The following is a 13,343-nucleotide window of genomic DNA, read 5'->3' as shown; positions in this document are numbered from 1 at the left end:
GCTACGTTTGCGGTGCCGGCCGCGGGACTCCGGCGCGACTTCCGGGACTTGCCTATGAAGCAGTGATTTCGCTGTTCGCGCCCCCATTCCCCGGCCGGCGCTCCGCCCCTGCGTACGGCGGCGCGTGACACCACGGGGGAAACCATGGCGACCAGCACCGAGACCATTCGCACCGGGACCGGTGCCGACCTCGTCGCGGCCGAGGACGTACTCCTCTTCGTCAACGCGGCGATCACCGCGACCGGACAGCGTGAGTTCCGCTCGACGGCGTATCAGCAGCGGCTTTCGCTGGACTTCCTCCATGAGTACGTACGGGTCAACTACCGCCGGGTGTACGCCGCCGCGCTCGCCCTCGACATCAACGACCACAACGCCGTTCGCATCGTCCAGGGCCTGCTGGAGAGCGCCGCCGACGCGACCGCCGAGGAGAAGCGCACCGAGGGCCGGCTGATCGCCGCCCGGCTGGCGAAGCTGCCGCCGCAGCGCGTGTACCGGCTGTTCCGGGTGCTGCGCGGGGCCAAGGTGAACAACCGGCGCACCCGCGCGATCATGCGCGACTGGCTGGCCGCCCGGCCGGATCCGGCGCACGACGCCGTGAAGTACCGCGCCGGTCTGAAGACCGCCGCCCGCCATGTCCATCTCCGGTTCGGCGGGCCCGGTGAGCCGGGCGAGACCGGGGACTTCCTGTTCCGGCCGGGGCGACGGCCGCGCTACCGGCACCAGCTGCTCGACGCGTGGCGGCGCGCCCATTACGAGCAGGGCGCCGTCGACAAGCTGCCGTTCACCGTCGCCGAGGGCTTCGCCGCCCGGCACGGGATGAAGCGCGAGGTGTTCCTGGAACGGATGGTGCCCCGGATGACCCGCCTGGAGCGGCTGCGGACCCAGGGGCAGCGCAGCGCCGGAAACGATGTGCGGCTGCCCACGGATATCGACCTGACGGTGATGCCGCTGACCCGGCTCGCCCTGTACGTCCTGTCGCTCGGCTTCGAGGTGCGGGGGCTCCACCGCAAGGAGCTGACCCATGCCCTGCGGACCGCCGCCCGCCGAGCGGCGGGCCCGCACGCCGGGAGCTGGGGCCGGGTCGCCGCCGTGCTGGACGACAGCTACTCGTCGTCCGGGTCGGGCGAGAAGCGGCGCCGTCCGCTGGCCGTGGCCCTGGCCTGCCACTTCCTGCTGGAGGCGCTGGCCGCGCCGGGCGCGTACATCCCGCTGTGGACCTCGGGCGGCACCGATCCGCTGCTGGTCAGGCCCTGGGGCCCGACCCCGCTCGGCACCCGCGTACTGGACGCCCTGGAGCACGGCCCGGACCGGCTGGTCATCGTCTCGGACGGCTGGGACAACGCACCGCCCGGACTCGCGGGCGAGGTGCTGCGGGTGTGGCGGACCCGGCTCGATCCGGACCGGCGAACCGCTGTGGTTCATATGAACCCCGTATACGACGCGGACGGTTTCGATGTGCGGCACCTCGCGCAGGGCGTGCCCACGGCCGGGATACGGGACGCGGAGGACCTGCCGGCGCTGGTGGAGATCGCCCAGTTCGCCGAGGGACGCACGGGAACGGCGGCCCTGTACGCCTATCTGGACCGGCAGGTGGCACGTTTCGTGAGTGGGGAGAAGGCGGGAGCGCATCGTGAACAGGCCTGAACTTGCCGGGCTCGCCGCCCGCCCCGCCCAGGTGTGGGGCGGCATCCGGCTGGTGCCGCTGGTGCGCGAGCAGCCGGTCGAGGGGCTCCGGCTGCACCGGGAGGTCTACACGGGTTACGGGAACGGCGTCGTGGACGTCGGTCCGCGCACGCACTACACCTCGTACATCCCGCACGGCTTCGTCGCCGACTGGTCCGGCGAGGGCGCCCGGTCCGCCGCGTACGGTACGCAGCTGGGCGCGGGCACCTCGCCCGGGAACCCGCCGCCCCGGACCGCACGGCTCCAGCGCAACCGCCACCACCGCATGGCCAAGCGGCAGCCGGGCGACCGGCTGCGCTTCCTGCCGCTGCACCTCGCGATGGAGGGCTATCTCGCCCTGCACTTCGGTGGCCCCGCGGTCGCCTGGGAGGAGTGGTCTCGGCAGGCGCTGCGCGACGGGCTCTCGCCGCGTGCCGAGGACGCGTACATGGGGTGGTCGGTGCGCGGGCTCGGCGACGCGCTGCGGGCCTTCGAGATCCATCCCGGCCAGTGCGGGGTGATGGTGTACGCGGCCGATGCGCTCGCCGCCGCCTTCGTTCTGCCGCACCCGGACGACTACCGTCTGCTGCACCCTTCGCTCGTACAGGATCTGTACGGGGAACTGGTCCACCAGTACGCGCTGTACGGCGCGCCGGTGGCTGAGTTCGCGGCGCGGATTTCCGATGGACCGCATCTGCGGACGCTCGCCGGTCTTCGGGCGGCGGCGCGGGCGCAGGAGCGGGAGTGGGCCGAGGCGCACGACACCCTGTTCGCGCGTGAGCTGCTGGACACCTCGTACGCCTTCGACCGGGTGTACCGGATGGGCTCGTTCACACTGTGGCGGTTCCTCCCGCCGTTCCTGCGCAATGGGGAGGGTCAGCACATCGGTGAGACGATCACCGATCACAAGGGGCAGGTCGCGTATCTGAAGACGTTCCGGCTGTCCGAGGCCCAGATCAGACGTGGTCATCTGCTGCACCGGCTCTCCGACGCGGACTGGCGGCTCGCGCAGGCGGCCGTGACGCTGGGCACCACCGAGGAGGAACTGGTGCGGCGGATCCGTGCCGCCGGTTTCGAGTCGCTGCTCAGGGTCGGCGCGCAACGCAGGAAACCTCGGTAACACGGGGTTCACATTCGGGCAACGGACGGGAAATCGCGTCTTGCGAAGCTGCGCTGCACAGAGGACCGCAGCACCCGCAAAGGATGGCTTCCGTGACGTTCAAGGCCGAGTACATCTGGATCGACGGCACCGAGCCGACCGCCAAGCTCCGTTCGAAGACGAAGATCATGGCCGGAAGCCCGTCGCAGGATGTCGCGGAGCTGCCGATCTGGGGCTTCGACGGTTCGAGCACCAACCAGGCCGATGGCCACGCCTCCGACCTGGTGCTGAAGCCGGTCTTCACGTGCCCGGACCCGATCCGCGGCGACGACGACGTTCTCGTCCTGTGCGAGGTCCTCGGCATCGACATGACGCCGCACAAGTCCAACACCCGTGCCGTGCTGCGTCCGGTGGCCGAGCAGTTCGCCGGCCAGGAGCCGGTCTTCGGCATCGAGCAGGAGTACACCTTCTTCGACGGCCACCGCCCGCTCGGCTTCCCCGAGGGCGGCTTCCCCGCCGCGCAGGGCGGCTACTACTGCGGTGTCGGCGCCGACGAGATCTTCGGCCGCGAGATCGTCGAGAAGCACCTCGACAACTGCCTGAAGGCGGGCCTCGGCATCTGCGGCATCAACGCCGAGGTCATGCCCGGCCAGTGGGAGTTCCAGGTCGGCCCGCTGTCCCCGCTGGAGGTCTCCGACCAGCTGTGGATCGCCCGCTGGCTGCTGTACCGCACCGCCGAGGACTTCAACGTCTCCGCGACCCTCGACCCGAAGCCGGTCAAGGGCGACTGGAACGGCGCGGGCGCGCACACCAACTTCTCCACCAAGGCGATGCGCGAAGGACCTGAGGGCTATGCCGCGATCATCACCGCGTGCGAGTCCCTGGGCGAGGGCTCGAAGCCGATGGACCACGTCAAGAACTACGGCGCGGGCATCGACGACCGTCTGACCGGTCTGCACGAGACCGCCCCGTGGAACGAGTACAGCTACGGCGTCTCCGACCGCGGCGCGTCGGTCCGTATCCCGTGGCAGGTCGAGCAGGACCAGAAGGGCTACATCGAGGACCGCCGCCCGAACGCCAACGTCGACCCGTACGTCGTCACGCGGCTGATCGTGGACACCTGCTGCACCGCGCTGGAGAAGGCCGACCAGGTCTGACCCGTTCCGCCGTCCGCACGAGGGGGCGCCCACCCGGCCGGGTGGGCGCCCCCTCGTGCGTGCATCACGCGCATGCCGAGGCGACTGTACGAGCCGGACGACGTGGACCGGGCGGCGTTCGCACACGTCGGTTGGGGCGGGCGGCTGTCCGAGGGGCGAGGGCGGATGACGGCTCATCGGGTGCGGCAGCCCGGGGTGAGGAACGTAACGCAAAGCGTCCGTACCGACGAGTGAGAGAGGTCTGCTGCGCCGTCGCGTTCTCTGGTTCAATGGGGGGCATGGCCAGCATCCAGTACACCTCGACAGGTCGCAGCGACCTCGAACCGTTCTGGCCGTCCCGTCAGCACCACGACTTCGACCGGGTGTGTTGCCGCGCGTTGAACGCGCAGGCCCTCTAAAGCCGCTCACCCGGCCTTCGGTCCGCGCGCACGCAAGCAAGTCCGTCCATCGACGACTCCTTCGCGCGAAAGAGCTGACCCTCATGGCGAACACTCGTACCTTCTCCGCCGCAGCCGCTGCCACCGCGGCGCCTTCGGCGACCGCTGCGGCCACCACCTCCGCCCGCTCCCTCTCCCCCAACCGCCACCGGCTGCGCGCCGTCGACCCCGAGGAGGTCGTCCAGCCGGCCGATGTGGCCGAGTTCCTGCCGCTGGGTGCCACCTGGCTGCCCGCACCCCAGCACACCGTTCCGGCGTTGCCGGGCCGGCCGCCGATGATCGGCTACCTGGTGCTCGTACCGGCCGATCAGCAGCCGGCCGTCACCGCGGCTGCCGCTGCGGCCGCCCAGTACGTGGTGCGGGCACCGGTGGAGGACCCGGCCACCACGGGTCCGGTGCGTATCGACCCCGTACAGCGCACCGCCGCGGTGGACGGGAAGACGCTCGACCTCACCTTCCTGGAGTTCGAGCTGCTCGCGCATCTGGTCGCGCACCCGCACCGGGTGCACACCCGCGACCAGTTGGTGACCACGGTCTGGGGCTACGGACATGTGGGCGACGGACGCACCGTGGATGTCCATGTCGCCCGGCTGCGCCGCAAACTGGGCGCCGAGCACCGCCGGTCGATCCAGACGGTGCGGCGTGTCGGCTACAAGTACGCCCCCTGACGGCGCTGAAGGCACGTGAGAGCGGCCCTGGTCCGGTGGGTACCGGACCAGGGCCGCTCTCACGTACTGGGCGGCCGGTCAGCCCCGCGCTCCCGACCCCACCGGAACCTCGCCCGTCTCCGGCTCGCCGTGCTCCAGGACCGGCAGTCGGGTCAGTGCGCGCGGAGTCCGCCAGTTCCGCTCCCCCAGCAGCGCCATCACGGAGGGCAGCAGGATCATCCGTACGATCGTGGCGTCCAGCAGCACCGCGACAGCGAGGCCGACACCCATCTGCTGCATGTCCTGCATCGACAGCGTCCCGAAGACCGCGAACACCGCGACCATGATCACGGCCGCGCCGGTCACCGCCCCCGCCGTCCGCCGGATGCCCTCGTCGATCGCGGCCCGGGTGTGCAGACCGCGGTCGCGGGCCTCACGGATCCGGGAGACCACGAACACGTGGTAGTCCATGGAGAGTCCGAACAGGACGACCAGGACGAACAGCGGAATCCACGCCTCGATCGCGCCGACCCCCTCAGAGCCGATCAGCGAGGCCCCCCAGCCGTGCTGGAAGACGGCGACCATCACTCCGTACGCGGCGGCCACGGAGAGCAGGTTGAGCAGGATCGAGGTCACGGCGATGACGTACGAGCGGAAGCAGAACAGCATCAGCAGGAAGGTCACCGCCGTGATGAACGCGAAGACGGGGACGATGCCGCGCTTCAGCTGGTCGTTGAAGTCGACGGACCCGGCAATCTCCCCGGTCACGTACGCCTGGGCCCCGGTGCCGTCGAACGCGGCGGGCAACCGCTCCTTGCGCAGCTCGGCAAGGTCTGCCTTGCCGTCGGGGAGCGGCACCTCGATCTCCGCGACGTTCCGCGCCTTGTGGACGGTCACGTTGTCGAAGCCGTCGAACGCCTTGCGCAGTGCGGGCGTATCGATGTTGTCGGCCTTTACCACCACCCGCGCCGGGGCGGGGCCACCGGGGAAGCTCTCATTGATCTGCCGGTAGGAGACCGACAGCGGCGAGTCGGAGCCGAACTGCTTCTCCAGGCCCAGCTGTTCGGTCTTCATGCCGAGGGCGGGCGCGGCCAGGGCGAGCAGCACGACGACCGAGGTGGCCGCGAAGATCTTCGGCCTGGCCAGGACGGGCTTCAGCACCGTGCCGGCGAACCCGCCACTGGCGCGTGCGCGCCGGTTGCCACGTCGGCTCGACCGCCGGTTGAGGAACGGCACACGTCCCGCGTCGATCCGGTCGCCCAGCCAGGACAGCAGCGCGGGCAGCACCGTCACCGAGCCCAGCATCGCGATGAAGACCACGATGATCGTGGCGAGGGCGAAGCCCTTGAACAGCATCAGCCCGGACAGGAACATGCCGCCCATCGCGACCATGACCGTGAGCCCGGAGACGAGCACGGCCCGGCCGCTGGTCGCCGCCGCGATCCGCAGCGCAGTCTCGGCATCGCGTCCCGCCGCCCGCTCGTCGCGCTCGCGCCGCAGGTAGAAGAGGCAGTAGTCGACGCCGACGGCGAAGCCCATCAGGAACATCACGGAGTACGTGGTCTGGAACAGGTGCAGTTGGTGGCTGGCGAGCGACAGCAGTCCGAAGGCGGCCATGCAGGCGGTCAGGGCCAGCCCGACGGGGAGCAGCGCCGCGACGACGGCGCCGAAGGCGACCAGCAGAATGCCCAGGGCCAGGGGCACGGCGGTGAACTCGGCCTTCTTGAAGTCCTCCGAGAGCAGATCGCCGAGCCACTTCCCGGCACTGGCTTCGCCGAACTGGTGGATGGTGACGTCGGGGTGGTCCGCGCGGACGGCGGACACGGCGTCGAGCACGGGCTGCACCCGGTCCGGCGCCGTCGCCGCGTCCCCCTTCATGTCAAAGGTGATCAGCGCGTCCTTGCCGTCCTCGGAAGGGATCGGCGCCGCGAGGTTCGCCACCTCACCGGTCCTCCCGATGGCGGCGGAGACCTCGCGGGCGACGTCCTTCCAGTCACCCGCCTTCGCGGTGGACACCATGACCAGCTCGCCGGCGGGCTGCCCCAGCCCGGCGTCGTCGAGGATCTGTTCGGCCCGCGCCGAATCACCCGCGGCGTTCTCCGAGTCGGTCATCTCGACCAGCCCGGATGCGCCGCCGATGCCCGTGGCGAGCACGACGAAGAGCAGCCAGCCGAGAATGGCGGTCTTGCGGTGGTGTGCGCTCCACACACCGATGCGTGCCGCGAGGTTGCGCCTCATGGCGTGTTCGCCCCCAGAAGTCAGACGGAATCAGATGGAAGTGGAAGAAGTGCGAGGAAGTGCGAGGAAGCCGACGTCGAATGCGTCGTCGATGAATCTAGGAACGGGACGCCGCCCGACCCAGCCGCCGAAGCCCCCTCTCGCGGAGCCGTAGGGCGAGGTCGGCAGGGTGGTGCTGGGTACACCCCGCCCGGGTGGCGAAACGGCTGACGCCCGGGGAGCCCGCCGGGTGAGACTGTCTGCGGACGGGCCCGACACGGGGCCCGGCGAGGGGAGAAGGACCGAGATGAACGCGATACGGGCCCGGGTACGGGCGGCGCTGCTGGCCGCCGGGCGGGGAGTCGTGCTGTCGATCGCCATCCTGGCCGGGTCGATCACCCTCTTCGTATGGACGGTGCTCTCCCTCGCCTTCATCCCGCTGGGCATCGGCCTGGTCACCACCCCCTACGTACTGGAGCTGGTCCGCAAGCACGCCAACCGGCGCCGGCTGCTCGCGGTCACCTGGTCCGACATCCGCATTCCGGTCCCGTACCGCCCCTTCCCCAAGGATCTGCGCACCGGATTCACCGGACAGGTGGAGCGGACCAGGCTGATCCTGAAGGACCCGGCGACCTGGCGGGACATCCGGTGGCTGCTGGTCGACATGACGGCCGGCTATGTGGTGTCGATCCTGGCCGGCGCACTGCTGCTCTACCCGGTGGAGGGTTTCGTCCTGGCGGCGGGCCTGTGGCGGGTCTTCACCGACGACCGCTACTGGTACGCGTTCGTTCCGGTCGACAGCCAGGCGACGGGGCTTGCCGCCGCCGCGCTCGGTGTGGTGCTCTTCGCCACCGGTGTGCTGGTCAGTGAACGGCTGCTGCGGCTGCACTTCGTGATCGCCCGCTCAGTGCTGGCCCCCACCCATGAGCAGGAGCTGGCCCGGCGCATCGACCGCCTGACCGAGACCCGGCACGAGGCCGTGGACACCGCGGCCTCCGAACTGCGGCGCATCGAGCGCGACCTGCACGACGGTGCGCAGGCCAGGCTGGTCGCCATGGGCATGAACCTGGGCACCGTGGAGGCGCTCATCGAGAAGGATCCGGCGCAGGCGAAGAAACTCCTCGCCATGGCCCGCGAGTCATCGGCCGAGGCCCTCACGGAGCTGCGCGATCTGGTCCGGGGCATCCACCCGCCGGTCCTCGCCGAACGCGGACTCGGGGACGCGGTCAGGGCGTTGGCGCTACGGCTGCCCTTCGCGTCGCAGGTCCGGGTGGAGCTGAGCGGCCGGGCGGACGCCGCGATCGAGTCGGCCGCGTACTTCGCGGTGAGCGAGACGCTGACGAACACCGCCAAGCACTCGGGGGCCGACCGCGTCTGGGTGGACATCCACCACGCGGACGCCATGCTGCGGGTCTCCGTCACGGACAACGGCAGGGGCGGCGCGGCGGTCGGATCCGGCTCGGGCCTGAGCGGAATCGAACGCCGACTCGGTACATTCGACGGCATCATGGCCGTCAGCAGCCCTGCGGGCGGTCCCACCATGGTGACCATGGAGATCCCTTGCGAGTTGTCCTAGCCGAAGATCTCTTCCTGCTGCGCGACGGGCTGGTCCGTCTGCTGGAGGCGTACGACTTCGAGATCGCGGCAGCTGTGGAGACCGGCCCCGAACTGACCCGGGCCCTGGACGAGTTGGAGCCGGACGTCGCGGTCGTCGACGTCCGGCTTCCACCGTCCCACACGGACGAGGGCCTGCAGTGCGCGCTGGCGGCCCGGCAGGCCAGGCCGGGGCTGCCGGTGCTCGTGCTCTCGCAGCATGTGGAGCAGCTGTACGCGCGCGAGCTGCTGGCGGACGGCAACGGGGGTATCGGCTATCTGCTCAAGGACCGGGTCTTCGACGCGGAGCAGTTCATCGATGCGGTACGCAGGGTCGCCGCGGGCGGCACCGCGATGGACCCGCAGGTGATCTCGCAGTTGCTGTCGCGGCGCTCGCAGGACAAGCCGATGGGCGGGCTGACTCCGCGTGAACTGGAGGTCATGGAGCTGATGGCACAGGGCCGTTCGAACGCGGCGATCGCCTCGCAGATGGTGATCACGGAGCGGGCGGTGGCCAAGCACACCTCGAACATCTTCGGGAAGCTCGGCCTGCCGCCGTCCGACGACGACAACCGCCGCGTTCTCGCGGTGCTCGCCTACCTGGACCGGGGCTGAATCACACACTTCGGGCCCGGAAGGCCGCGCGACCCCGGTGGGGGTCGCGCGAGCCCACAGAAGTTACGGGGCAGTGCTCAGGTACGGCGTCGTGGCCCCCGGATGCGGTGTGGCCCGGGACTCAAGCACCTTCACCCGTACCGCAGTGGCCGTGACCGGCGCGGCCAGGGGCCGGATGCGGCGGTGGCCGATCGTCGTGCCCTCGGCGATCGGCTGCTGGTTCCCGCCGGTCCGGGCCTCGACGGCGAACTTCTCCAACCGCTGCCCGCGCCGGATGTCCTCACGGACGGCGACCCGGTCGAAGGCGTACGGTGCCGGACCCTGTTTGTGTACGCAGGCCCGAGCACCACCCCCGCGCCGCCTCAGTCGTTGAACCACCCCGCCGCATCGAGCCGGAATGCGCTCGCGGGCGCCATGGCACGCAGATCGGCCTCCATCGCACGCACCCGATCGGCACCGAGCACCCGGACCCACTCGGCGCGCAGCCGGTCGAACCCCTCGGCCGATCTGACCAGGACGTCGATACCCCGCGCGGTCAGCCGGACCAGCTTGCGCCGGCCGTCCCGGGGGTCGTCGACGCGCTCCACGTACCCGAGGCCTTCGAGCTTCTCGACGGTCTTCCCGGCGGCCTGCTTGGACACCCCAAGCCGTCGGCCGATCTCACTGGCCGTCGCACCGTCACGGCCGACGGCCTGGAGTGCGAAGCCGTACGCGGGCCGCACGTCGGGGTGGCCGTGCTCGGCCAGCTCACGGTGCAACTCGTCGATGATCGAACGGAATCCGGCGAACAGCAGCAGGGGCAGCTCGAAGCCCGCCCCGCCACCCGCGGACGATCGCGCGCCCGGCTCGACCCCTCGCTCAGCCATTGCGAAACTCGACAACCCGATTTACCTTTTCGTCAATCACGTTGTCGATATTAGCGTGAGCACCCACAGGAGAGGTCAGCCATGCCCGCATCCGCGTTCCCCGACCACACCCTCGAATCCGCCCCCGCCGCCGCCCGCCGCACCATGGAGACAGTGACGAAGAAGCAGGGCTATCTGCCCGCCGCTGTCGCCCGGCTCGCCGCATCACCGGAGCTGCTCGACGGCTTCCTGAAGATCGGCGCCATCTTCGAGTCCTGCACCCTGGACCCGCTCTCCCGAGAGGTCCTGATCATGACGATGGCGACCCGCAACGACTGCCACGTCTGCGTGGCGATGCATACCGCGAAGCTCATCGCACTCGGTGCGGATCCCGAGCTGATCACGGCCCTGCGCGAACCGGAGACACGCACCCTGCCCGATGAACGACTCGAATCCGTACGGCAGTTCACCCTGTCGGTGATCGCGACGTCCGGAGCCGTCGACGACAGGACACTCCAGGCGTTCCTGGCGCACGGGTACACCGCCCGCAACGCACTGGAAGTGGTCCTGGGCATCGGCGCGTACACGATGTCGACGCTGGGCAACCGGATGACCGGGGCGCCGCTGGATCCCCAAATGGCGGCCTTCGCCTGAGAGGAGCTGGATCGGAACAAACCGCCGTACGCCCCATTGCCCGCGCCCTCAACCCGTCATTAACATGCGCACCGCACACGCCTGTTGTCACATGCACCACCATGAACAACACCGAGGAGTGCGGACCATGACGGAACCTTCCCAGCCCTTCAGCTCCTCCCGACTCTCACGACGTACGCTGCTGGGCACCGCCGGAGCCGTCGGCGCCGCTGCTGCGGTCGGCGTCGCCGCACCGGCGCAGGCTTCCTGAACCGTCTCCGTGCCGGGCGCGGCGGCGGCCTCGGGCGTGGGGATCTTCATGAGCGCGACGAATGGCGGGAGCGGTTTGCGCGGCACTGTCGAGTTCAGCGGATGGCAGCTGTCGTGAGGGCGTGCCCCGGTGCATCGCACATGAGCACACCGGGGTGACCATCGCACGATTCGCTCGTTCAGTTGAACGTGCGCCCACTGCCAGAGGTACCTTCCGCAGCCGCCCCGGCCGATGCGAAGCAGGCCGGGGCCGCGCTCGTCGAGCACTATCCGCGACTCGTCCGGCTCGGCTACCTCGTACTGCCGCCGTCCCTCGGCTGCCATCGCCGTGTTCTGACGGCGCACGCCCTGGCCCAGCGGGCGCTGCTGTCGGGGCGCAGCGCAGGGTGTGTGACCGAGGACCGCGTTCCACCACCGCGCAGGCCCGCCGGTGCGGTGGTGGTGGACCCGTCCTATGCGTACGTCCGCGGGAGGGTGCTGCATGGGGCGCTGGAGGCGGGCCGTCCACTGCGCCGCGTCCGGGTGACACCCCTTCTTCCGCTGGTGTGGGGGCTGCGACTGTTCCCGCATTCCGCCGGATCGGATGAACTCGCCCTGGAACAGGCCCTGTCGGCCCTCTCCGCTCCCGCCCGCGCCGCCTGCGTGCTGCGCGGACTGGAGCGGTTGCCCGATGCGGAGGTGCGGCAGGTCCTCGCCGCTGCCGGGGTGACCGACCCGCATGCGGCGCTCGCGGAGGCCGAGGACGTCTCGGCGCCGTACGCGCTGCTCGACTCCCCGGAGTTCGACCCCTGTTCGCTCCAGGCCCGCCCACCGGATCTGCTGCGCCGCCGACAGCACACGAAGGCGGCGGTGGCGGCCGTCGCGGCGCTGCTGGTGTGCGGGGCGCTGCTGGGGCTGCCGGGCAACGGCTGGGCAGGCAACGACCGGGGGCGCGGCACTGGGCCCGGATCGCCGTACACCCGTAACGCCGCCGCCGAACAGGCCCTGGATCCGGGTGCGTTGCGCCGGGTGTCGAAAACGTTCTGGCGGCGCTCACCCCGTACCGATTTCACTGCCTGGCCCACCCGTGGCGACCGCGCCGAAGACACCCGGCTGCTGCACCGGGCGCTCACCGCATGGGCGCACCCGGACGGCGCGGTGCGTGCGTCGGCGACTGAGAGGACACCTGTCGGCCCGCCGATGGGTGCGCCGCAACTGCTGTACGCGGGCGAGGTGGACCGGGCGACGGTGGTGCTGTTCTACGACGGGCTGCGCATCGTGCGGTACGCGGAGCCGCGTGACGCCTCTCCGGCCGGGGGCGTGGCGCTCGACTTCGCCCGGGTCGACGGTGCGGACATGGCCTCGGCGGGCGCCCTGATCGCGGGCCGTACACGCGACCGGGTCCGCTATCTCACCGCGCCCTGGGTGCATACGGTCTCCGTACGGAATCTGCTCGCGCCGGGCAGCGCCCCGCGGCCGCTGCGCCGCACCCCCGACGGCGTTACCGCCGCGCTGACCAGCCCGGCGACGGCCGGGAGCTGCCGCGCCTGGGATGCCATCGAGCTGCGTGACGACTCGGCGACGCGTCTGCTGACGGACCTCGGCGAGCTGACCCCCGCCCGGCTGACGTCGGGCCCGCCGTCCGCGGCGCACGATGTCTCCGGGCGGGCGGAGCGAAACAGCTGGGCGCGGACCGCCTGCCTGCTGCCCTCGGTCCGTTCGCACGGCGTACGGTCGGTGAACTCCTGGCAGTACGCCGAGCAGCTGCTGCCCGAGGACAACGGCTCCGCGCACTGGCTCTGCACCAGGGCGGAGACCTGGCGCGGCACCGGAAGCCGGGTCCTCGCCCAGTTCCAGGCCCCGTCGGCACCGTCCGCCGCAACAGGCGGCCCGCCCGGGGCGGTCGCGGCCCGGGCCGAGGACACACCGGCCTGCGGGATGCGCGATCCACGGGTGCTGGCGGGTGTGCTGTGGAAGTCGCACGGCGGGCGCTGGTACGTACTGGCCGCGGGCAGCGAGCAGTTCGCCTCGCTGACCACCTCGGGCGGGGTGGAGGGGCGGTCCGACAGCCGTCTTCTCGCCGTACCGGCCAGGGCGGGCGACCGGGCACGGCTGAACGGGACGCTGACGGACGGCAGTCGGGTGGGCGCCCTGCGCTGACGCCCGGCCTTACCCGGGGGTCAGGAATT

The 13,343-nt window shown here is 70.8% G+C and carries 12 protein-coding genes; 9 read left to right on the top strand and 3 right to left on the bottom strand.

The window, feature by feature from the left end; genetic code table 11:
• Positions 1-144 precede the first annotated feature (144 nt).
• The 4 genes from IEZ15_RS16515 (at position 145) to IEZ15_RS16500 (ending at position 5,023) form a co-directional block, all read left to right on the top strand.
• The gene (locus tag IEZ15_RS16515) at positions 145-1,644 is read left to right on the top strand and encodes a hypothetical protein (protein ID WP_189277592.1); all 1,500 of its coding nucleotides are present in this window, start codon (positions 145-147) and stop codon (positions 1,642-1,644) included.
• Entirely contained in the window at positions 1,631-2,782 is a 1,152-nt protein-coding gene (locus IEZ15_RS16510; protein ID WP_189277591.1) for an ARPP-2 domain-containing protein, read from the top strand. The genes IEZ15_RS16515 and IEZ15_RS16510 overlap by 14 nt, the downstream gene beginning before the upstream one ends.
• Before the next feature lie 92 nt (positions 2,783-2,874).
• On the top strand, positions 2,875-3,918 hold the full coding sequence (gene glnII, locus IEZ15_RS16505; RefSeq protein ID WP_189277590.1) for a glutamine synthetase: 1,044 nt from the start codon (positions 2,875-2,877) through the stop codon (positions 3,916-3,918).
• 481 nt (positions 3,919-4,399) lie between these two features.
• Positions 4,400-5,023: a winged helix-turn-helix domain-containing protein gene (locus IEZ15_RS16500; protein WP_189277589.1), complete on the top strand. Its 624-nt coding sequence runs from the start codon at positions 4,400-4,402 to the stop codon at positions 5,021-5,023.
• 78 nt (positions 5,024-5,101) lie between these two features.
• Here the strand turns inward: IEZ15_RS16500 and IEZ15_RS16495 are convergent, their stop codons facing one another.
• Entirely contained in the window at positions 5,102-7,240 is a 2,139-nt protein-coding gene (locus IEZ15_RS16495) for an MMPL family transporter (RefSeq protein WP_189277588.1), read from the bottom strand.
• A gap of 286 nt (positions 7,241-7,526) precedes the next feature.
• Here IEZ15_RS16495 and IEZ15_RS16490 point away from each other — a divergent pair, with 286 nt between their 5' ends.
• A complete protein-coding gene (locus IEZ15_RS16490; protein WP_189277587.1) occupies positions 7,527-8,795 on the top strand; it encodes a sensor histidine kinase in 1,269 nt (422 codons plus the stop codon).
• Positions 8,780-9,427, top strand: a complete 648-nt coding sequence (locus IEZ15_RS16485) for a LuxR C-terminal-related transcriptional regulator (RefSeq protein WP_093897596.1) — start codon at positions 8,780-8,782, stop codon at positions 9,425-9,427. Before IEZ15_RS16490 ends, IEZ15_RS16485 begins: the two co-directional genes overlap by 16 nt.
• A 63-nt stretch (positions 9,428-9,490) precedes the next feature.
• On the opposite strand, the gene IEZ15_RS16480 is transcribed toward IEZ15_RS16485, so the two are convergent.
• Positions 9,491-9,805, bottom strand: coding sequence for a hypothetical protein (locus IEZ15_RS16480; protein WP_373302573.1), 315 nt, complete (start codon positions 9,803-9,805; stop codon positions 9,491-9,493).
• Entirely contained in the window at positions 9,790-10,293 is a 504-nt protein-coding gene (locus tag IEZ15_RS16475) for a MarR family winged helix-turn-helix transcriptional regulator (RefSeq protein WP_189277586.1), read from the bottom strand. Before IEZ15_RS16475 ends, IEZ15_RS16480 begins: the two co-directional genes overlap by 16 nt.
• Positions 10,294-10,374: 81 nt before the next feature.
• Between IEZ15_RS16475 and IEZ15_RS16470 the strand changes: the two genes are divergently transcribed.
• The 3 genes from IEZ15_RS16470 (at position 10,375) to IEZ15_RS16460 (ending at position 13,314) form a co-directional block, all read left to right on the top strand.
• Positions 10,375-10,926, top strand: coding sequence for a carboxymuconolactone decarboxylase family protein (locus IEZ15_RS16470; protein ID WP_189277585.1), 552 nt, complete (start codon positions 10,375-10,377; stop codon positions 10,924-10,926).
• Between the two features lie 127 nt (positions 10,927-11,053).
• The gene (locus tag IEZ15_RS16465; RefSeq protein WP_189277584.1) at positions 11,054-11,176 is read left to right on the top strand and encodes a twin-arginine translocation signal domain-containing protein; all 123 of its coding nucleotides are present in this window, start codon (positions 11,054-11,056) and stop codon (positions 11,174-11,176) included.
• 188 nt (positions 11,177-11,364) lie between these two features.
• Positions 11,365-13,314, top strand: a complete 1,950-nt coding sequence (locus IEZ15_RS16460) for a hypothetical protein (RefSeq protein ID WP_189277582.1) — start codon at positions 11,365-11,367, stop codon at positions 13,312-13,314.
• The last annotated feature ends 29 nt before the right edge of the window (positions 13,315-13,343 follow it).

The organism is Streptomyces atratus, from assembly GCF_014648655.1.
Lineage (GTDB): Bacteria > Actinomycetota > Actinomycetes > Streptomycetales > Streptomycetaceae > Streptomyces > Streptomyces atratus.
Note: the sequence above shows the minus strand (reverse complement) of the source record. Positions and strands in the feature narration are given on the sequence as shown.